The organism is Pelomicrobium sp. (genome assembly GCF_036803785.1).
Taxonomy (GTDB): Bacteria; Pseudomonadota; Gammaproteobacteria; order Burkholderiales; family UBA6910; genus Pelomicrobium.
Genome location: NZ_DAIRTR010000016.1, coordinates 1 through 20532, shown reverse-complemented (window position 1 = coordinate 20532; position 20532 = coordinate 1). Strand labels below are relative to the sequence as shown.

The following is a 20532-nucleotide window of genomic DNA, read 5'->3' as shown; positions in this document are numbered from 1 at the left end:
TATATGCAGCTCGCGGAGCTGGTGGCAGCCTCGAACCGGGTGGCGGCGACCTCCAGCCGCCGCGCCAAGGTGCAGGCGCTCGCCGACTGCTTGCGGCGTCTTGCCCCCGAGGAGGTGCGCATCGGCATCGCCTTCCTCGTGGGCGAGCCGCGCCAGAAAAAGCTCAACGTCGGCCCGGCGACCGTGCGCCAAGCCCTCGGCTCGCCGGCGTGCACGCCGACTCTCACGCTCGCGGCGGTGGATCGGGCCCTCGCCGAGATCGCCGCTCTTAGCGGGCCGGGCTCGGCCGCCCAGCGGGGCGAGCGGCTGGGTGCCCTGCTGGGCCAGGCCACCGGGGACGAGCAGGCATTCTTGTTGCGGCTGCTCATCGGCGAGCTGCGCCAGGGCGCCCTGGAGGGGGTCATGCTAGATGCGGTGGCAGTCGCGACGGGGCTCGCGCCGGCAGAAGTGCGCCGCGCTGCGATGCTCGCCGGCGATCTCGGGGTGGTGGCCGAGGCCCTCCTCCGGGAGGGAGCGGCGGGGCTCGAGCGCTTTTGCCTGCGCCTTTTTCGACCTGTTTTGCCCATGCTGGCGGCAAGCGCCGAGGACATGGACGATGCCCTGACCCAGTTGGGACCGGCGGCCCTGGAGTGGAAGCTGGACGGGGCCCGGGTCCAGGTGCACAAGCAGGGTGCGGACGTCGCGGTTTTCACCCGCCGCCTCAACGAGGTGAGCGGTTCCGTGCCGGAGGTCGTGGAAGCGGCAGCGGCGCTTCCCGCCCGCGAATTGATCCTGGACGGGGAGGTCATTGCCCTGCGGCCCGAGGGTGTTCCCGAGCCTTTCCAGACGACCATGCGCCGCTTCGGGCGCAAGCTGGACGTGGCGGCCATGCGCCGGCAGCTCCCCCTGTCGGTGTTCTTCTTCGACTGCTTGTACCTGGAAGGAGAAAGCCTGCTCGACCAGCCGGCTCGTCGCCGCTTCGAAGTCCTGGCGCACGCCGCTTCCCCTGGGCTGATCGTCCCTCGCACCGTCACCGGCGAGCTCTCCGAGGCCCAGGCGTTCTTCGAGGCCGCAGTGGCGCGGGGCCATGAGGGCGTCATGGTCAAGGCGCTGGAGGCGCCCTACGCGGCCGGCAGGCGCGGCGCCGCCTGGCTCAAGGTGAAGCGAGCCCATACCCTAGACCTGGTGGTGATCGCCGCTGAATGGGGTCACGGGCGGCGGCGGGGCTGGCTCTCCAACCTGCACCTCGGCGCCCGGGATCCGGAGGCGGGCACCTTCGTCATGTTGGGCAAGACCTTCAAGGGACTGACCGACGAGATGCTGCGCTGGCAGACGCAGAAGCTGCTCGCCCTGGAGATCTCACGGGACCCGTGGACCGTGTACGTGAAGCCTGAGCTCGTGGTGGAAATCGAGTGCAACGAGGTCCAGGCGAGCCCCCAGTACCCGGCCGGGATGGCGCTGCGCTTCGCCCGGGTCAAGCGACTGCGGCCCGACAAGGGGCCGCAAGAGGCGGATACCGTGGACAGGGTGCGGCGGCTGTTCGCCCGGATGCTCACCGAGGATTCAACGAGAGCTTGAAGGTGCTTTCCACTGCCCACTAAAAAAATTTGACTCCGGCCCGCAAACCGCGTACAAAGGCGGCTCGTTGTCGGATTCCAAGTTGTGCGATACCCGTTGGGTGGTTTGCAGTCTTGCGATTCAGGCATCGAGGGTGCGGGAATCGCCCGCTTTTGTTCGTATTTGTTGAAAAAGGACTGTAAATGGCAACCGGTATCGTCAAGTGGTTTAACGACGCTAAAGGCTTCGGCTTCATCACGCCCGACGGCGGCGGCGAAGATCTTTTCGCCCATTTCTCCGCCATCCAGGGGCAAGGCTTCAAGACCCTCAAGGAAGGCCAGCGGGTGAGCTTCGAGGTGACCCGTGGCCCGAAAGGGATGCAGGCGTCTAATATCCAGCCCGTCTGAAGCACGGGAGAGCCGCCGTAACCGAAACCCCGGGGATCCCCGGGGTTTTTGCTTTCTCGCGCCAGGCGCTGCCCCGCCAGGGGCTCGGTCAGCGGGATGGTTTCGATCGGGACACGGCGAGCCGCTGTGGGTCGAAAGCGCGCACGAAGCGCAAGAAGTCGGCGAACGGCAGAGGCCTGGAGATTAGGTAGCCCTGGGCGAGGTCGATCCCCAGCCCAGCTAAACAGCGCAGCGTCTCCAAGGTCTCCACGCCCTCCGCCACCACTTCCATGTCGAGCCCATGCCCCAGGTCGATCATGGACTTGACGATCTTCTTGTCCTTGTCCCCGTCCAGGAGTGCCTTCACGAAGGAAAGGTCGATTTTCAGCTCGTCGATGGGCAGATGTCGCAGTCGCGCCATGGACGAGTAGCCCGTGCCGAAGTCGTCCATGGAGACACGCACCCCCAGCTGCTTGAGCCGCACCAGCATCTCGAAGGCCCGCTGCTGGTCCTCCATGACCGCGGTCTCCGTCACCTCCACCACCAGCCGGTCGGGCGGCACGCCCCACAGTTCCAGGGCGTGGGCGGTGAAATCGGCGAAATCGGCATCCAGCAGGTCGTAGGCGGACACGTTGACCGCCATGCGCACATCGAGCCCCGCGCCCACTAGGCTGGCGCAGTGCCGGGCAGCGGCGTTCACCACCCAGGTGGTGAGGGAGGCAATGAGTCCTCCGTGCTCGGCGATGCGCACGAACACGTTGGGCGGCACCGGCCCACGCTTGCTATGGACCCAGCGAAGCAGCGCCTCCGCTCCCGCGACGCGGCCGGTGCGCAGGTCCACTTGGGGCTGGAAGCATAGGAAAATGTCGTTTTCCTCGATCGCTTCCCGCAAATCGGTGCGCAAAATGAGGGGAGAGTCTCCCGCGAGCACGTCCAGCTCGGCGTGGGCGGTATAGCCCACGTGATTGCGCCGCGCTTCCCGTGCCGCGAGGCAGGCCTGGCGCAGGGCCTCCTCCGCTGTGGCAGAGCCCCGGGTGCACAGGGTGATGCCGACCCGGGCGTCCACCGCCACCTGCCGGGTTTCCATCTGGAATGGCTCGGCCAGGACGCGCAGGATCTTGTTGGCTGCCAAGGTGGCTGTGCCTTCGTGGGGCACGCCGGGGAGAATGAACCCCATGTCGCTGCGGCCAATGCGACCCACCACGTCCCGGGTGCGTAGCGCCCGGCGCAGCCGCTCTAGGAGCGCCTCCGCCAACCGGTCGCCAGCGGCATAGCCCATGACGCTGTCTACCTCCCGCAGGGTGTCGATCTCCGCCACCAGCACCGCTACCAGGGTCGCTGCCGTCTCCTTGCCGTCCACCTCAAAACGCAGCCGGTCGAGAAGGGCGGGGTAGTCCACCCGGTCCGCCAGCGCCTCGTCTCCGACCGCCCGGGCCACGGCGGCGGGACCCTGGACCGCCCGTGCCACCGCCGCGAGCCTTGCCAGTACCGTGCGCTGCAGGGCCAGGGTGGCCCGGGCACGCTCTTCGTCGCTTCCCGGCAGCCGGGTGAGAGCGGCTCGGGTGGCGGCGGCGAGGTAGGCGTCGAAGGCCCGGTAGACCCAGTCGACGCTCAAACCGGCGCTGCCATACTGTTGCCAGGTCCTCTCCAGGACGGCAGCCCTTTCGTCGCCCGGCTCGCTGTGGTCCAGATGTTGAAAGTAGGTCAGGGCGAAGGCTCGAAAGCGGGCGCGCTCCTCGGAATCAAAGGGTAGGTCTGGGGGCGCCGTGACCCCGTCGATCAGTGTCTCCAGGGTGGGAAGGAATTCGGCCCCGAGGCAGGCGTGGAACCTGCGGATCCACCCCCTGTCTTGGGGGTCGTCAGCCGGCGGGATGGCGGTCAACCGGCCCTCGCATCGCCTCGCGGCAGGGGGAGAGGGGCGCCGGTCGCAGGCAAAGTGGGCAGGTCAGAACGGTCCATAGGATCAGAGATAGTATTCCCGCGCGTCGATGCCATACGCCCCGTCTTCCAGCCCCTTCACGATACGGTAGGTTTCGCCGGAGGCGTCGGTGGAGCCTTCGGCCAGGTCCAGGATGAAGGGCTTGGGATAGGGCTTTTTGGCCTCGTCGAGCACCACCATGACCCGTGGCGCCATGCTCCTGCCCCGGTGCTGGGCAAACACAATGGCCACTTCCCCCGTTTGCAGCTCCACCAGGGTGCCCACCGGGTAGATGCCGACACAGCGGATGAACCGTTCCACGAGACCGGGATGGAAGGCGCTGCCCGCCAGCCCGTGCAGCATCTGCAGGGCACTGTGGGAGGCCATGGGCGAGCCCCCCATATAGCCCTGGCACAGGCTCTGGTAGCAGTCTACGATAGCGGCCATTTTGCCGAAGAGGGTGATTTTGTTGCCCACCAGGCCGCGGGGATAGCCGCTACCGTTTTCCCGTTCGTGGTGCTGGGACACGATGGCGAGGGCCGCTTCGGGAAACTCCCGCAGGCCGCCGAGGAGCTGTTCACCGATGACCACGTGGCTCTTGAACATCTTGAGCTCTTCGGGGGTGAGGGAGCGCTGGGGATCCAACACCTGGCGGGGAAGCTTCACCTTGCCCACATCGAAGAGCAGCCCTCCTTCCCCCAGCACCACTAGGTCTTCCTTGGGCAGGCCGAGCTGCCGGCCGAAGGCCATGAGGAGGGCGGCCGTGTAAATGGACTGCTGGAAAGACCGGCTGTCTTTGATTTTCAGCCGGTTCAGGAGCAGTAGGGCGTCGGGGTTCCGGGCGATGCTGTCCACCATCTCCCGGATGGCGGAATGTATCCGTTTGAGGTCAAAGGTGGGTTCCGCCAGGAGGTGGACGTGGATCTCGTCCACCAAACGCTCCAGCTTCGCCGTGGATTCCCGGGCGGGGGCGACCTCCTCCTCGACGCTTATCGCATCCGAATAGGTGACCGTTCCCAGCCCGGGGTGGCGGAGCCCGGCCAGGGAAGCATGGGAAATGGCAAGTTCGGCCTGGGGGCTGGATCCGGGCCCGTTGGCCGGCGTGCTGGAGAGGCGAAGGGCTCTCCTGGCCCGGGGAGAGGGCTCGGCCACCGCCGCCCGCTCGAAACCAATGCCCTGGGGCGGGCGCGCGACCGCCCCCGATTCCCCTGAGCGCATGAGGTCCACGTAGACGTATTGGCAGTAGCGCTTGAGGGTCTGGAGCTGCTCTTCCGTTTCCAGCACAAAACCCTGGAACAGGAAAGGCGTCTCGAGCCAAGGCCGATCAAGCTCGCACACGTACATGCCGTATTGCAGCTCCCCGACTGCCACCTTGTGTTTCATGCCTTCGGTCCGGAGTATGGAACGGTGGCTAGCGCCTGTTTTAAAAATCAGAAACCTGCCCCATTGTAGACCAGGAGCCCGGGGCCTGCGACCGGAGCATGGTCCGCCTAGCGATTTCCCAGCAATCGCGCGAAGCGGGCCGCGTCGTCGGCCATGGCCACGTTGTTGAACAAGCAGTAGGTGCGGCCCTCACACCATTGCGCTAAGCGTTCCAGGTCCCGATCCCCGTAGCGGTAGCGGCTGCCGCCGATGCCGTGGAGCCGGTAATAACGCAGGCCCGGCACCGCAGGCTGGGCCTGGAACGGATCCACCACGTGGACAAGCTCGAGTTTGCGGCACAACCCAGCGACGGTGGCCTCGGGCCACGGTCCCCGGGGTTCCCAGGCGAAGACGAGATCCTCGTGGCCGGCCCGCGCTGCCTGGAAGAAATGGATGAGATGGGCGATGTGCTCCTCGGTGGGGCCGAAGGAGGCGGGGCATTGGAAGACCACGATCCGGGCCTGCAACGCCCGAGCGCAGGTCGCTGTTATCCGCCAGGCCTCCATGACTTCCTGGGTGGGCCGAAAGCTGCCGTAGCGTTCCTTGAGCGCCTCGGGAATGGGCCATGTCAGGCGACGGTAAGTGGGGCTCGCGGGTTCGTGGGTGATGAGCTGCCAGGCCTTGAGGGTGAACTCGAACCCGGCGCCGGCTTCTGCCCGCCACCGCGCCAGGGTCTCGAGTCGGGGCGGCTGGTAGAAGGTCTGCTGCACTTCCACCAACCGGAAGCGGCGGAAGTAGGCCGCCCGGGCCATGGGGAAACCGCAACAGCCGACGCGGATGTCTGGCAGCGTCGCCATGGGAGCTGTGTAAGCGCCTGTTTTTTCGGGGTAGAGCGGTTGTGGGAGGAGGTCCAGTCTGCCGCTATTGAAAACCCGATCCCCGGTGCCCATGTTGTTAGAAGATCGGGGGGTGGAGCGGAATGCTCTGCCGCCATCTTCTCCGGGAAACGGCACCGATGACAATACGCGACACGTCAGAATGGATGTGGGCGGAGGCCTGCGAGCTGCTGGAGCGAGCGGACCGACTACAACGCCGGTTCTTTCAGTTGGGACGTGGCCTTGCCGAACGCCCCACCTGGGAGCCGCCGGTGGACATCGTGGAGGATGGAACCCTGGTCACCATCCTGGTGGCGCTTCCCGGCGTGCCCTCCGAGGCGGTGCAGATCATGATCGACGGGCCGCTGCTAATCGTGATCGGCCATCGGCCATTGCCAACGAGTTCCCGGCGCGCGGTGATCCACCGTCTGGAGATTCCCTATGGTCGCTTCGAGCGCCGCATCGAGCTCGCCGCGGGGCGCCTACAGTTAGAGCGGCAAGAGCTTCGCGACGGATGCCTCAGGCTTTTACTGCGCAAACTGCCGTGACGACGGAGTCATCATGAGTTCAAACGAACGTCAAAGCCTTTTCGTCAACGGAGCCCCGGCGGGCGAGTTGCAAGAAAAGCCGGCAGGGACACTGGCCCAGCCGGTAAAGCCGCTGCCTGAGGACGCGCTGATTCTCATCCCGGTGCGCAATGTAGTGCTGTTCCCGGGGGTGATCCTGCCAATTTCCATGCGCCGGGAAAGATCCGTGGCAGCGGCCCAGGAGGCAGCTCGCTCCGAACGGCCCATCGGGCTGCTATTGCAGCGGGATCCGGCCAACGATGCGCCGGGTCCCGAAGATCTGTACTGGGTGGGAACGGTGGCGAACGTGTTGCGCTACGTCACCACCCCGGACGGCACCCATCACATCGTGGCCCAGGGCGAGAGCCGCTTCCGCGTGCTCCAGTTCTTGGAAGGATGGCCCTTCATGGTGGCCCGCGTCCAGCGCATCCAGGAGGTCGAGCCCCAGACCGCGGAAATCGAGGCCCGAGCGCTCCAGCTCAAGGAGCGGGCCAAGGAGATCCTGGAGCTACTGCCCCAGGTACCGGCGGAGCTGGCCAATACCCTGGAGAACATCACTTCGGCTGGAGCTTTGGCGGACTTGCTGGCGGGTTTCATGGATTTGAAGCCCGAGGAAAAGCAGGAACTGCTGGAAACCTTCGACCTGAAGGCGCGCCTTGACCGGATGATCCAGCTCATGGCGCACCGTATCGAAGTGCTGAAGCTCTCCAGGGAAATCAGCCAGCAGACCAAACAAGCCATGGACGAGCGCCACCGGGAGGTGCTGCTGCGGGAACAGCTGCGCGCGATCCAGAAGGAGCTGGGCGAGGGCGACGAGCATGCCGCGGAGCTCGAAGAGCTGGCCAAGGCCATCGAAGAGGCCAAAATGCCCGAGGAGGTGGCCACCCACGCGAAGAAGGAACTCAAGCGGCTGGAGCGCATGAACGAAGGCTCCGGCGAGTACCCCATGATCCGCACCTACCTGGACTGGCTGATCGAGCTGCCCTGGTCCAAGGAGACGGAGGATCGTATCGACATTGCCGAAGCGCGCCGCATCCTGGAAGAGGACCACTACGGCCTGGAGAAGGTGAAGCGGCGGATTCTGGAATATCTGGCGGTGCGCAAACTCAATCCCTCGGGCAAGAGCCCGATCCTGTGCTTCGTGGGTCCCCCAGGAGTGGGCAAGACCTCCCTGGGGCAGTCCATCGCCCGGGCTACCAACCGCAAGTTCGCGCGCATCTCCCTGGGTGGTGTGCACGACGAGGCGGAAATCCGGGGCCACCGACGCACCTATATCGGCGCGCTGCCGGGCAACATCATCCAGGCGATCCGCAAGGCGGGCACGCGCAATCCCGTGCTCATGCTGGACGAAGTGGACAAACTCGGGGCGGGCGGCTTCCACGGCGATCCGGCCTCCGCGCTGCTAGAGGTGCTCGATCCGGAGCAAAACGCCAGCTTCCGGGACAACTACCTGGGAGTGCCTTTCGATCTGTCCCGGGTGCTGTTCATCTGCACGGCCAACGTGCTGGACACCATCCCCGGGCCCTTGCGGGACCGGATGGAAATCATCCAAATCCCCGGCTACACGGAGGAAGAAAAGCTGCAGATCGCGCTCCGCTACCTGGTCAAGCGGCAGCTCGAAGCAAACGGGCTCAAGCCCGAGCAGTGCGAAATTACTGAGGCGGCGATCCGCGCCATCATCACCGACTATACTCGGGAGGCGGGAGTGCGCAACCTGGAGCGGGAGATCGGCGCCGTATTCCGCAACGTGGCCATGCGCATTGCCGAGGGAACCATCGAGCGCGCTCGCATCGACGTGGGTGATCTGCCCGCCATCCTCGGCCCGCGTAAGTTCGAGAACGAAGTGGCCATGCGGGTCTCGGTGCCCGGAGTGGCCACGGGCCTTGCCTGGACTCCGGTGGGGGGCGATATCCTGTTCATCGAAGCGTCCAAGGTGGCAGGCTCCGGCAAGCTGATTCTCACCGGCCAGCTCGGTGATGTGATGAAGGAAAGCGCCCAGACGGCCCTATCGCTCGCCAAGGCGCGGGTGCCGTGCATCGCGCCCGAGAGCTTGGAGAAACAGGACATCCACATCCACGTGCCGGCGGGGGCGACCCCCAAGGACGGGCCTTCGGCGGGAGTGGCCATCTTCACCGCTCTGGTTTCTCTCCTGTGCGACAAGCCGGTGAGGAACGACGTGGCCATGACCGGGGAGATTTCCCTGCGCGGGCTGGTGTTGCCGGTGGGCGGCATCAAGGAAAAGGTGCTGGCGGCGCTGCGGGCGGGTATCACCACGGTGCTGCTGCCGGCGCGCAACAAGCGCGACCTGGAGGAGATCCCCGAGGACGCCCGCAAGCGTCTCACCTTCGTGTGGCTCGAGACGGTGGACGATGCCCTAGAGGCAGCGATCGGTGGTGGCCTGGTCTCCGGCGAGCGTCGGGAGGCGCCGGCCGGTTGACCTGCACCCAAGGGCGTTGACCTGGGTCAAAACGCCCCCTCCAGCTCTCGGTCGAAGGGGATGATCTGGAGGGCCTGCTTGATGAGGCGGCGAACGCCACCATATTGCATGACAGACACCGTCGAGCATTGGTTGATCGAATCGGATTTCGAAAGGAGGTTTTTTATGGCTGAGAACACCAGGAAAAACGTACCCGTAACCCGGGGGCGTAGCGTGGCCCGGGCGCTGAGCCCGTTCGAGGACATCGACCGGCTCTTTGAGGAGTTCCTTGGGCGAGGTTGGCTCCGTCCGTTCCGGTGGGAGCGGACTCTTCCGGCGGAGCTCCCCTTTGAGGGGCGAGTGCCCCGGGTGGACGTGATCGACCGGGACGAGGAGGTGGTGGTCAGGGCCGAGCTGCCCGGCGTGAAGAAGGAGGATGTGGAAATCACCATCGATGGGGATCTCCTCACCTTGAAGGGCGAAGTGAAGCGGGAAGAGAAGGAAGAAAAAGGCGATTACTACCGGGCCGAAATGGCCTACGGTGCTTTCTCCCGCACCGTGCAGCTTCCGGCTGCGGTGGACGAGTCCAAGGCCAAGGCCACTCTGACTGACGGCATCCTGGAGGTCACGCTGCCCAAGGTGGAGAAGTCTCGCAAGCGCACCATCAAAGTGAGCTGATTCCCGTCCGCTCCAGTAAGCCCGGCGTAGCCGGGCTTTTTTGTGCGCCCTTGGCTACAGCGACGGCGTTCAGGCAAACTTGGCACTTCCCCTTGCCGCTTCACCTTTCATGAACGAGTTGCTCGACGCCTATTGCGAACGAACGGGTCCGGGCTGGTGGCAGGAGCCGGCGAACACCTTAAGCAACGTGGCCTTTTTCCTGGCGGCGGTCGCGGCGGCGCGGCGCTTCCGGGAGAGCCCGGACCTGCGCCTGAGTAACGGGTGGGATCTGGCGTTACTGATCGTCCTCATCTTCGCCATTGGGATTGGGAGCACCCTGTGGCATCTGCTGGCCACCCGCTGGGCGGCGCTCGCCGACGAGATCCCGATCCTGCTCTTCATCAGCGTGTTTCTTCCAAGCTTCCTCCATCGGATCGGAGCCCTGCCGCTTTCCTGGACTCTTTTCTGGCTTGCTCTGTTTCAGGTCTCCAACTTCGTTCTGCGGAGCCTTATCCCACCGGATGTCCTGAACGGCTCTCTCTTCTATGGGCCTGCCTGGGTGACTCTGGGTCTCCTGGTGGCTTGGCTGGGCCTGCGGGGCTCACCCCTCTGGCGGGAGTTCGCCTGGATCTGGGCCCTTTTCACTCTGTCCCTGGCCCTGCGTACCGGGGATGTCTCGGTGTGCGAGGCATGGCCGGTCGGCACCCATTTTCTCTGGCATCTTCTAAACGCAGTGGTGCTTTATCGCTTGGTGACGGCGCTGGTACGGGAGGCAGCTTGCGCCCCCGCGGCGCAGCCACGACAAGGGGGAGTTCATCATGGGACCGACTTTGGCGCTCGCGCCGGGCATGGTAGGAATGCGGGAACTGGTGGTGGAGCCTGAGCACACCGCCCCCCATGTGGGAAGCGGCAAGATCCCCGTCCTGGCTACCCCGGTGATGGTGAACCTCATGGAGGCCGCGGCCCTCGCAGCGGTGGAGGCCCACTTGCCGGCCGGCCATCAGAGCCTCGGCACCCGCCTGGAAATATCCCACGTGGCCGCCACCCCGGTGGGCATGCGAGTCCGGGCCGAGGCGGTGCTCGTGCGGGTAGAGGGGCGCCGGTTGACCTTTCAGGTACGCGCCGAGGATGAACGGGAGCTGATCGGGGAGGGCACCCACGAGCGGGTGGTGGTCAATGTGGAACGGTTCGACCAGCGGGTCCAGCAAAAGATCCGGGGATGGAATGCCCCCACTCCTTGAGCCCCGGCCCGGGTCGCCGGTAGAGCCTTCATCAGGGGGATTGAATGGCCCGATGAAAAGAATTTTCTGGCATTGTGGGAGCAATGCCCTTATCTTTGCGGGGCGAAGCGCCAGACCCGGTAGAGCGAAAGACCGCCATGACTAAAGTGATTCCTCTGGTGCCCGTCGCAGAACGGGAGCTTTCAGTCCAATACGTGGACTCGAGCGACTTGCCCACTCCGTGGGCCCTTTTTCGCCTGCACGGTTTTCTCGACCGGGCCGGCGGCCGGGAGCACGTGGCCCTCACTCTGGGGGAAGTGGCAGGGGCAGAGCCGGTGCTTGCCCGGGTGCACTCGGAGTGCCTGACCGGGGACGCCTTTTTCAGTCGCCGCTGCGACTGTGGCGCCCAGCTCGAGGCGGCGATGAAGTGCATCGCCGCGAAAGGCCGAGGCGTGCTGGTATACCTGCGCCAGGAGGGACGCGGCATCGGGCTGCTCAACAAGATACGCGCCTACCGCCTCCAGGACGAAGGCATGGACACGGTGGAGGCGAACCAGCACTTGGGCTTCGGCGAGGACGAGCGCCGCTACGATGCGGTGAAACCCATCCTCGAGCACCTGGGCGTGGAGGCGGTCCACCTCATGACCAACAATCCGCGCAAAGTGGCGGCGCTGGAAGCGCTCGGCATCCAGGTAGCCTCCCGCCGGCCCCTGGTGGCCGGGACCAATCCCCACAACCACCGTTACCTGCGGGCCAAGGCCCGCCGGCTCGGCCACTGGATCCCGCTCTGATCCGAGGGCGGATGGTAAAAGCCACCCGGATCAGGGTCCCCAGGCCAGCAGATCATAGGCGGCTCCCAGAATGGCGGCAGCCCCGATCACCGGGATCATCCCCACTTTGAACCGTATCAGGGCGATGAAGGCCGCGAGGGAAAGGAGCACGCTCGGGACGTTGACCGTGTGGAGCGCCGGCAGTAACAGCTTCATTCCGTAGGTGCGCACCTCTTCGATCTGCCCGAAACTCACGTGCAGGGCAAACCACACGGCCAGGTTCAGTACCACCCCTACGACCGCTGCGGTGATACTGGAGAGGGCGGCGCTCAGGGCGCCGCTTCCCCGCAGGGACTCCACGTAGGGCGCTCCTAAGAAGATCCAGAGGAAGCAGGGCACGAAGGTGACCCAGGTGGCGAGCACCGAGGCGAAAATGCCAGCGCTGTAGGGGTCCAGGGCGCCGGGATCGCGGAAGGCGCCCATGAAGGCCACGAACTGCACCACCTGGATCAGGGGCCCTGGGGTGGTCTCGGCCATGCCGAGGCCGTCCAGCATCTCGCCAGGCGCCAGCCATCCGTAGCGCTCCACTGCCTCCTGGGCCATATAGGCGAGCACGGCATAGGCGCCGCCGAAGGTGACCACCGCGAGCTTGCTGAAGAAGATCCCGATCTGGGTGAAGACATGGTCCAACCCCAGCGTGGCACCCAGGACGACGAGGGGCGTGAACCACAAAGTGAGCCAGATGCCTGCCACCTTCAGCGCCCGAGCGAGCGATGGGCGGGTGTGGCCGGGACGACCCTCGGCCAGGACGGCGTCGACGACCGGCTCATCTGCACCGGACGGCGCGTGGCCCCGAATGACCACGAAACGCTGCGGATCCAGGCGAGCGCCGAGAAAGCCGATCGCGGCGGCGGCCAGAATGATGGCCGGGAAGGGCACGTCGAAGAAGAAGATCGCGACGAACGCCGCTGCGGCGAGCAGAACCATGGGCGGCGTTTTGAGCGCCCGCTTGCCGATGCGTAGCACCGCCTCTACCACGATCGCCAGCACCGCTGCCTTGATGCCAAAGAACATCGCCTGGACCACCGTGAACTGCTGGAACCCGGCGTAGAGGATGCTCAAGACCAAAATGCTGAGAAAGCCTGGCAGCACGAAGAGGGTGCCGGCGACCAGGCCTCCGGCGGTCCCGTGGAGCAGCCAACCGATGTAGGTGGCGAGCTGCTGCGCCTCTGGGCCGGGCAGCAGCATGCAATAGTTAAGGGCGTGCAGAAAACGGCCTTCGCTTATCCACTTCTTCTCCTCCACCAGGATGCGGTGCATGACCGCGATCTGGCCCGCCGGCCCGCCGAAGCTCAAGGCGGCAACCCGGGCCCAAACCCTCAGTGCCTCGGCGAAGGCGATGGAATGGCCGTAGGGCTCTTTTGTCGGGCGGGCAGCCGTTTCTTCTTCCCTCATGGGTTCCGATAGGCCTCGTACAGGCCATCGAAGAGGAGGCATGCTTGCCGCACGAGCGCGTCGTCGTCCCTTGCCCGCCGCCGCAATCCCTCCAGCAGCCGTTGGATGCCGGCCGCTTCGGCGACGGGGATGCCGCCCACGTCCAGGAAATGCACCAGGTTGCCCATCCTCGCGAGCGCGGGATCGGATTCCAGCCCGAAGCTGGCCACCAGCACTTCGAAAGTGACGCGGTTTCCCGTATGGGTAAAGGAAGCACCGTCGAAGTCGAAGCCCACCGCATCCTCAGGGCAGTCGGCAGGCTTTTCCAGCCACAGGAAGCGCGCCCCGGGATCGATGAAGCGGCGGATCAGCCAGGCGCTCGCCAGCCGGTCCACCCACGGCCGCTTGCGGGTCGCCCAGACGCGGCCCCGGAACCGACGCCGGTCCAGTCGGGCGATGGGCCGTTCCACGGGATGGGGCTCGTCGGGAGTCTCCAGCACCCGCGCCCTCGCCTCTAGTTCGGCAAGCGCCGCTTCCGCCTGGGCGCGGGCAGGGCCCGGGAAATAGTCGATGGCGCTTACGGCGTCGAAGGCCTTGCGCAGCCGCTGCACGGCCCGGATCAAGGCAGCCGGCTCGTGCTCGGCCAAGTCGCGTCCCATCTCCTGGATCTGGTGCAGCAGGTACGCATAGTCGGAGCTGCGATCGAACAGCCCGATGAGGCCGCGTTTCTGGGCTTCGTTCTCCGAGAAGACGCCCAACACATGAGCGCTCCCGCCGGCCCCAGTGACTTCCTGCTGCAGGTCGAAGAAGGCCCGCCGGGCGGGATCCCGGTCTGGAAGCAGATAGACGCCGTCCCGCAGCACGCCGCAACCCAGGGCCTTGAGGGCGCGCCAGACGCGTACGCGGGCGGTGGAGTTGCGCGTGGGAAGGCTGAGCACCAGGAGGAGCCAGCGGCTTTCGTCCGGCATGTAATGATAATAACGTCAAGTTATAACTATTACAATTCTCGGGGAATGGTCACGCGCTGCGGACCCGGCGGATTGCTGAGCAGCATGTGGACGCCAGGCATGCGCACACGTGCCTCGCTCGCGCACGCAGAAAAAGGCAAGCGACCTGGGTCTCGATGCCCAAGCCACGTGGAGAGGGGCGTGCGGGTCAAGGGGAAGACCCCTTAAACGGCGCTGCCCGACCGAGCCGCAGAATTGTCCCGGACGCGCCGGCTGGAAGAAGCGATGTTCGGGATTAGGCGTGCGACGAGGGGCCGAGCGCCTTAGTGACGATCTCGGCCACGTCCCTGGACAGGCCCGTCGTCTCCCGGATGCGTTCCAGGGCCGCCCGGGCATGGGCCTTGCGCCCCTCGTCGAATTTCTGCCAGCGGTCGAAGGCCCGGGCGAGGCGCGCCGCTACCTGAGGATTGAGTTTGTCCAGGACGATCACCTGCTCGGCGAGGAACCGGTAGCCGCCACCGTCGGCGCCGTGGAAGCGCACATGGTTACCCAGGCAGAACGCTCCGATCAGCGCGTAGACCTTGTTCGGATTCCGCAGGGAGAAGGCTGGGTGCTCGGTGAGGCGCTTGACGTTCTCGAGCGTGCCCGGAAGACGGGAGACGGCCTGTACCCGCAGCCACTTGTCTACCACCAGCGGCTCGTCTTTCCACCGGGCGTAAAAGGCTTCCAGCGCTTGTTCCCGCTCGGGACAGTCGAAGTGGGCAAGGATGGAAAGCGCTGCCAGGGCGTCGGTCATGTTGTCGGCGGTTTCGAACTGGACGAAGGCGAGGCGCAGCGCCTCGGGGTCCTCGGTCTCCGCCAGATAGGCGAGGCACAGGTTGCGCAGCGCCCGCCTGCCAGCGCAAGCCGGGTCCGGGCGGTAGGGGCCCGGCACCGTCTGGGCGCGGTAGGTGTGCATGAACTCACCGTGCAGGCGCACGGCCAGGGTACGGGCGAGGCGGATGCGCATGCCATGGATCGCGTCCGGGTCCACTACTGCCATTCGCTCGGCAATGAAGCTCTCTTCGGGAAGCGACAGGGCTTCCGCAGCGAAGGCCGGATCCCGGGGCCCGTGTCCGTCGTCCCCCTGGAGCTGGCGGGCCATGGCTCGGATGAAGCTCTCCGGTACCGCCGGCTCGCGTCCGGCTTTGAGCGCTTCGATGCCCTGAAGGATCAAATCGGTGGCGAGGCGCTGGCCCGCATCCCAGCGATTGAAGGGATCCGTATCGTAGGCCATAAGATGGGTGAGGCTCTCCTCGCCGTAGGGGTAGCGCACGTCGAGCGGCGCGGAAAAGCCCCGGGCGAGGGAGGGTACCGGCTTGTGTGGCACGTCCACGAAAACGAAACGGTGCTCGGGCCGGGTGAGGGAGAGCACTCGGGTCGTGCTGGCCTGGGCACTAAGCTCAACGGGCTCGCCCTCGAGCCGGAGCCGAATGTCGTTGCCGTTGCGATCCAGCAGCCCCACCGCCAGGGGAATGTGGAACGGCAGCTTCTCCGGCTGACCCGGGGTGGGCGGACAGAACTGCTTCACCGTAAGCGTGTAGCGCCGGCTTGCCGGGTCGTAATGGTCCAAGACGTCCAATACGGGCGTGCCCGCCTGGTCGTACCAGCGCATGAACTGGGTAAGGTCGATCCCATTGGCATCAGCCATGGCACGCACGAAATCCTCGCAGGTGACCGCCTGGCCGTCGTGGCGCTGGAAGTAGAGGTCCATGCCCTTGCGAAAGCCCTCCTTGCCGAGCAGGGTCTGGAGCATGCGCACCACTTCCGCGCCCTTCTCGTACACGGTAGCGGTGTAGAAGTTGCTGATCTCCATGTAGGACTGGGGACGAACCGGATGAGCCATGGGACCCGCGTCCTCAGGGAACTGGACGGCGCGCAGGTGGCGCACATCGCGGATTCGCTGCACCGGGCGGGAGTACAGGTCCGCGGTGAATTCCTGCTCCCGGAACACGGTCAGGCCCTCTTTCAGGGAGAGCTGGAACCAGTCGCGGCAGGTCACCCGGTTTCCGGTCCAATTGTGGAAGTACTCGTGGGCCACCACCTGATCGATGTGCTGGAAGTCCTGATCGGTGGCGATGTCCGGTCGCGCCAGCACGTATTTGGTGTTGAAGATGTTCAGGCCCTTGTTCTCCATCGCCCCCATGTTGAAATCGCCCACCGCGACGATCATGTACTGGTTCAGGTCTAGCTCCAGGCCGAAGGCGTCCTCGTCCCATTTCATCGCTTTTTTGAGCGCTTGCATGGCGAAATCTGCCTGGTCCAGCTTACCGGGCTCCACATAAATCTGCAGCTTTGTCCGCTTGCCCGAGCGGGTGACGAAAGTCTCCTCCAGCTTGTCTAATCTCGCCGCCACCATGGCAAAGAGGTACGAGGGCTTGGGGAACGGATCTTCCCATGTGGCCCAGTGGCGAGCGCCTTCTTCCTCCCCGTGGGCGATCAAGTTGCCGTTGGAAAGGAGCCAGGGACATTGCGTCTTGTCGGCGTGGATGGTGGTGGTGTAGCGGGCCATGACATCCGGCCGGTCGATGAAGAAGGTGATGCGGCGGAAGCCTTCTGGCTCGCACTGGGTGAAGAACCCATCCTTGGAGACGTAAAGCCCCATGAGTTGGGTATTGCGGTGGGGATAGATGCGCACCACCGTCTCCAGAGTGAGGGTCTGCGGCGCCCCGGGGATGAGGAGCTGGGAATCCTTGAGCACGAACTCTCCATCACTCAGGGGACGGCCGTTCAGCCGCACGCACTCCAGCGTGAGCTCGTCCCCGTCCAGCGCCAAGGCGTCGGGGGCGTCGACCCGGGGATTGCGGCGGATGGAGAGCCGGGCCTGCACCCGAGCATGGTCGTCGCGAAGATCGATGTCCAGATCGATGGCCTCCACCAGGAAGGGGGGTGGGGTATAGTCCTTGAGGTAGATGGTCTTCGGGGTCGGATCGCGCATGGGTAGTGGTCGAGGCTCGTTCCTGGAGACGTAACGGAGACTGCCGCCCGGCGGCATTGGGATGGCTCGAGCATCCCGCTGGGAGTTTCGGGCGGTAGGAATCTTGGCATAGGCTGGGGTCGGCAGGGAAGACCGCGACCCGGTCGGGCGAAGAGGGGAAGGCCTTCCAAAGGAAAGGCCCGGGGCAAGCGTCTATCCCCGGGCCTCGAGCCTTGACCCCCACGCGCTTATGAAGGTCCTTGCGGCTCCGGCTTGCACGTTAGACCGCACCACCCGTCGGTATCGCCCCGCGAACTCAGCCGCGTCTCAAGCGGCGGCCGTGTGTGCAAGCAATCTCCCCGCACGAGAGCGGGGAACTCATGCGGCTTTTCTCCTCGCACGGAGATCCCGTGCGCGTCGCTGCAGCTGCTGCACGACCTCTCGACCGGCACGTCGTGCATCGATGTGCAGCGCAACACTCCAGGCGGTCGAGAGAGATCTGTATGCACTGCCTAGAGCGACAGGAAGCAGCGCCGCGCGCTTTCCCGCCTGCTTTAACACTAGGAAAGTGGCTTGGGGCCGTCAAGGGAAGATGTCGGCTGGCCTTGGACGGACCCGGCCGGGCCCATCCCTTGATCTGCCCTGATTTCCTGCCCGGCCCAAGCCAAGCGGCTCACGGTAGCCCTTGACCTGGCGTGTCCGGACTGAAGGGAATGGGAGGGGTGCCTCCGAGGCGAAGAATCGCCGCTCGGCTCGACGGGCGGCAGGCTTGACCCCCCCTGCCCTGGCTCCCGCGATGCGGCAGCCGCCGCCAGCCCGAGGCCGCGGCCTGCCGGCTCCTTCGGGCAGCCACGGCAAGGCCTTGAGTGCTTTTCTTGCCCGCGCATCGGCGCCTCCTCCGCCTGCGCGAGGCTGCCGCGCACGCGTGTGGACCTTTCTCTCCCCTGGCGCTGTCTCGGCCGGCATGGCCGTCAGCCCCCCACTACCGGGAAGCGTGCGACCGTTGCCCGGGCACGCCTCCTTGTACCCGCCCCACCGCCGGGTCAAGTCGAGGAAGCGGGCTTTTCAGCTCTTCCTGGACGTCTTGGCGAAAAAGGGTGCGAGGAGCGGCTCCACCTTGTCCCCCCCGCACTTGGGGCAGCGGGGCTTCTCGCGACCGTGCTCGGCCATGGGTTCGGAGCGCTCGAACTTCTCGCCGCATTCCCGACACTGGTATTCGTAGATCGGCATACTTCTCCTCCGTTTCGTTACTCCCCGGGCCGCAGCCGAAGTACCTACCCTTTGAAGGGCCTCCCGGGGCGATGTCCCGCCTTTTTCCACGCTTTTAGACTGCTCTGCGGATAGCCGGGTGCCTTGGAAGGCGGCCGGTGCCGGGGTCCTGGCTGCTTTCGGCGGCAGGTTTGCGGGTTGACGGGAGGGGAGGCTCGCCTGCGGGAATTTTTGCGCCATAGGCAGTCTAAGTAATTGAAAGGAGGGGTTTGTTCTATCGCAGAACGGGATTTGGGGGTTTCCGTCCGCGTCTCCTTGTTTCATTCGTCGAGCCCCAAGAATTCTTGCCCGTGTAGCCATGGAGACCAAGCCCGACGCAAGCGAGCTGGCCAGACGGGGAGCCGTGGAAATCTCCCGCAAACTGATCGCGCTGGCGAGGCAGGCGGGGGTGGCGCTGCGCGGCGAGCCCGTGTGGGATGAGGCGGGATGGTTGGCGGGGGCGAAGCATCACCGTGTCACGGTGGAAAGTGCTCGGGGCTCCAAATCCATCATCCTCAGTACAGAAGAAGTGATCGCCTATGCCCAACAGGTGGAGGTCTCCCGCACCATCGTGGACCGGGAACTCCAGTGGCTGATCGCCCAGCTCGTGGAAAATTCGAGATAAGGCCCCAAGCGGGAACCGCGCGCGCAGCCAGAGCTAGCACGCATGGCCCGTTGGTCGGACGGGTCGCTCGGCGTTATGCTCTCTGACGCCGTACCCAGCACCGGTGGCGAAGCTACGATGGAACCTGGGAGGTCCGTATGCGAGTTCTACCCCACGACCTGGATCACGAGTTTCCAGAATTCGTGCCCCTCATCCACGAGCTCAGAGAGCGCGATCCCCATCTCGCGCACCTGTTCGACGAGTACGAAAAAGTGAACGCGCAAATCGTGGACATCGAGGAGAACGACAAGCCGTTCGAGGACTTCGAATTCGAGGCGATGAAAAAGCGGCGCCTCAAGCTCAAGGACGAGATTTACCTGATCCTGCGCAAGCACAAGAACGAGGGCGTTGGCGCAACGCGCTGAAGGGCAAGGAACCAAGGGCCTGGAAGCATGGGCCGGATTGGGGTTAACATGGCCTCGCTCTATCGTTGCCTTATACTTATAGGGAGGATCAAAATGGCATTGCGCATGCCCGCTTTCTGCAGCCGCTTCCTGGTGGGATCGATGTTCGCGCTTCAGAGCGTCTCTGCACCGGCGGAGATGGTCCCGACCGAACGGCTTCTGGAGCCCGCCGGCGTGGAAGCCCAGCGCGAACAGCTCGAAGACATCCTCAAGCGGGACGAGGCCCGGGAGAGGCTCAAGGCCCTGGGGATCGAGCCCGAGCTCGCGCAAAAACGCGTAAAGGCCATGACCGCCGAGGAAGTGAGGATGGTATCCGAAAGGATCAACAGCCTGCCGGCGGGCGGCGATCTGAGCGTCCGGGATCTTCTCATCATCATCCTGGTGGTTCTGCTGATCGCTCTCATCGTTTGATCCGGCGCCGGGTTCATTCTCCGCTCCGGTCTGTGCCACTGCCGTGCCCGCGCCTTGCCCCAGCCGCCTGGCGCGGGCGTTGTCAGTTCGGCTCCGGATCGATTCCTGCTCGCCCATGGCCATGAAAGAGCGGCGGCAGGAGGTGCGGTCCCCTTCCGGGCGCGCGCCCCCTTCCGTGTCCCTCGGAGGCTCGGGCGCGTGACCTTCTAGTGCGGCATCACTCGTGATGCCGTCACGCGTTCGAGCGCCTGCTCGAATTCCTGCTTGAGCTGGGCAATGAGCGCACCTGCCGGCTGCCGCCGCGATGCCCCGGCCGTCCATGATGCCACCGGAGGCGACCACCGGCACCTGGACCGCGTCCACCACCTGGGGCACCAGCGCCAGGGTTCCCACCATGGCGGCATCGAAATCGGTGGCAAAGGTTCCGCGGTGGGCACCGGCGGGGGCGCGAACAGGTTGACGCCGAAAGGCCTGGCGGTGCGCTCCCGCATGGCTCGCGCCGTCTCCAGAATCTGGGCGGGCGTGGTGTAGGCCCCGGCGATGAAACCCAGGGCACCGGCCTCCGCATACGGTGACAACCAGGTCCACGGCTGTCGCCACCCGACCATGGGCGCCCGGATGCTGGGGCAATCGAGGCGCAGCGCTCGTGTCACTGCTGTGTGGATCGGCATGGGCGATGGGGGGTGGTTTGGAGAGGATCGATTGGTGTCCAGGAGGCTTATCACATCGTGTACGTGAGATCTGCCCGGGATCAGCCGGAGG

General features: G+C 65.4%; 18 protein-coding genes and 2 pseudogenes. 11 read left to right on the top strand and 9 right to left on the bottom strand.

The features are described 5' to 3' along the window. Positions 1-3: 3 nt before the first annotated feature. Both V7Q81_RS03355 and V7Q81_RS03350 read left to right on the top strand, forming a co-directional pair. Positions 4-1557, top strand: a complete 1554-nt coding sequence (locus tag V7Q81_RS03355; protein ID WP_333840347.1) for an ATP-dependent DNA ligase — start codon at positions 4-6, stop codon at positions 1555-1557. A gap of 182 nt (positions 1558-1739) precedes the next feature. Next, on the top strand, positions 1740-1943 hold the full coding sequence (locus V7Q81_RS03350; RefSeq protein ID WP_333840345.1) for a cold-shock protein: 204 nt from the start codon (positions 1740-1742) through the stop codon (positions 1941-1943). 88 nt (positions 1944-2031) lie between these two features. Here V7Q81_RS03350 and V7Q81_RS03345 read toward each other — a convergent pair whose 3' ends face one another. The 3 genes from V7Q81_RS03345 to V7Q81_RS03335 form a co-directional block, all read right to left on the bottom strand. Then, on the bottom strand, positions 2032-3804 hold the full coding sequence (locus V7Q81_RS03345) for a putative bifunctional diguanylate cyclase/phosphodiesterase (protein ID WP_333840343.1): 1773 nt from the start codon (positions 3802-3804) through the stop codon (positions 2032-2034). A gap of 81 nt (positions 3805-3885) precedes the next feature. Further along, positions 3886-5223 carry an HD-GYP domain-containing protein gene (locus V7Q81_RS03340; RefSeq protein WP_333840341.1) on the bottom strand — a complete coding sequence of 446 codons (1338 nt, stop codon included), beginning with the start codon at positions 5221-5223 and terminating at the stop codon, positions 3886-3888. Positions 5224-5330: 107 nt separating this feature from the next. Continuing rightward, positions 5331-6059, bottom strand: a complete 729-nt coding sequence (locus tag V7Q81_RS03335; protein ID WP_333840339.1) for a DUF72 domain-containing protein — start codon at positions 6057-6059, stop codon at positions 5331-5333. 158 nt (positions 6060-6217) lie between these two features. On the opposite strand from V7Q81_RS03335, the gene V7Q81_RS03330 reads away from it, so the two are divergent. The 6 genes from V7Q81_RS03330 to ribA all read left to right on the top strand — a co-directional run bounded on the left by V7Q81_RS03330 (position 6218) and on the right by ribA (position 11727). After that, entirely contained in the window at positions 6218-6625 is a 408-nt protein-coding gene (locus tag V7Q81_RS03330) for an Hsp20/alpha crystallin family protein (RefSeq protein WP_333840337.1), read from the top strand. 13 nt (positions 6626-6638) lie between these two features. After that, positions 6639-9080: an endopeptidase La gene (gene lon / locus V7Q81_RS03325; protein ID WP_442954745.1), complete on the top strand. Its 2442-nt coding sequence runs from the start codon at positions 6639-6641 to the stop codon at positions 9078-9080. Between the two features lie 165 nt (positions 9081-9245). Next, entirely contained in the window at positions 9246-9737 is a 492-nt protein-coding gene (locus V7Q81_RS03320; RefSeq protein ID WP_333840335.1) for an Hsp20/alpha crystallin family protein, read from the top strand. A gap of 109 nt (positions 9738-9846) precedes the next feature. Then, positions 9847-10599 (top strand): ceramidase domain-containing protein, encoded by a 753-nt coding sequence (locus tag V7Q81_RS03315; RefSeq protein WP_333840333.1) that lies wholly within the window; start codon positions 9847-9849, stop codon positions 10597-10599. Then, positions 10535-10957 (top strand): thioesterase family protein, encoded by a 423-nt coding sequence (locus V7Q81_RS03310; RefSeq protein ID WP_333840331.1) that lies wholly within the window; start codon positions 10535-10537, stop codon positions 10955-10957. The genes V7Q81_RS03315 and V7Q81_RS03310 overlap by 65 nt, the downstream gene beginning before the upstream one ends. A 137-nt stretch (positions 10958-11094) precedes the next feature. After that, positions 11095-11727, top strand: coding sequence for a GTP cyclohydrolase II (gene ribA, locus V7Q81_RS03305; RefSeq protein ID WP_333840329.1), 633 nt, complete (start codon positions 11095-11097; stop codon positions 11725-11727). Between the two features lie 30 nt (positions 11728-11757). Here ribA and chrA read toward each other — a convergent pair whose 3' ends face one another. The 4 genes from chrA to V7Q81_RS03285 all read right to left on the bottom strand — a co-directional run bounded on the left by chrA (position 11758) and on the right by V7Q81_RS03285 (position 18273). After that, entirely contained in the window at positions 11758-13161 is a 1404-nt protein-coding gene (gene chrA / locus V7Q81_RS03300) for a chromate efflux transporter (RefSeq protein ID WP_333840327.1), read from the bottom strand. Then, positions 13158-14108 carry a chromate resistance protein ChrB domain-containing protein gene (locus tag V7Q81_RS03295; RefSeq protein WP_333840325.1) on the bottom strand — a complete coding sequence of 317 codons (951 nt, stop codon included), beginning with the start codon at positions 14106-14108 and terminating at the stop codon, positions 13158-13160. The genes chrA and V7Q81_RS03295 overlap by 4 nt, the downstream gene beginning before the upstream one ends. A 274-nt stretch (positions 14109-14382) precedes the next feature. Further along, a complete protein-coding gene (gene pepN / locus V7Q81_RS03290; RefSeq protein ID WP_333840323.1) occupies positions 14383-17064 on the bottom strand; it encodes an aminopeptidase N in 2682 nt (893 codons plus the stop codon). Positions 17065-18108: 1044 nt separating this feature from the next. After that, positions 18109-18273 (bottom strand): FmdB family zinc ribbon protein, encoded by a 165-nt coding sequence (locus V7Q81_RS03285; RefSeq protein WP_333840322.1) that lies wholly within the window; start codon positions 18271-18273, stop codon positions 18109-18111. A 337-nt stretch (positions 18274-18610) separates the two neighbouring features. On the opposite strand from V7Q81_RS03285, the gene V7Q81_RS03280 reads away from it, so the two are divergent. The 3 genes from V7Q81_RS03280 (at position 18611) to V7Q81_RS03270 (ending at position 19770) form a co-directional block, all read left to right on the top strand. After that, complete coding sequence (locus tag V7Q81_RS03280; protein ID WP_333840320.1) at positions 18611-18916, top strand: hypothetical protein; 306 nt, start codon at positions 18611-18613, stop codon at positions 18914-18916. A gap of 137 nt (positions 18917-19053) precedes the next feature. Then, positions 19054-19320 carry a YdcH family protein gene (locus V7Q81_RS03275; RefSeq protein ID WP_333840318.1) on the top strand — a complete coding sequence of 89 codons (267 nt, stop codon included), beginning with the start codon at positions 19054-19056 and terminating at the stop codon, positions 19318-19320. Positions 19321-19413: 93 nt separating this feature from the next. Further along, positions 19414-19770: a PA2779 family protein gene (locus V7Q81_RS03270; RefSeq protein ID WP_333840316.1), complete on the top strand. Its 357-nt coding sequence runs from the start codon at positions 19414-19416 to the stop codon at positions 19768-19770. Between the two features lie 294 nt (positions 19771-20064). Here the strand turns inward: V7Q81_RS03270 and V7Q81_RS16070 are convergent. Both V7Q81_RS16070 and V7Q81_RS03260 read right to left on the bottom strand, forming a co-directional pair. After that, positions 20065-20217 (bottom strand): annotated as a pseudogene (locus tag V7Q81_RS16070) (nitronate monooxygenase); the annotation flags it as partial. A 54-nt stretch (positions 20218-20271) separates the two neighbouring features. Further along, a pseudogene (locus V7Q81_RS03260) lies at positions 20272-20378 on the bottom strand (hypothetical protein); the annotation flags it as partial. Positions 20379-20532: the final 154 nt, after the last annotated feature.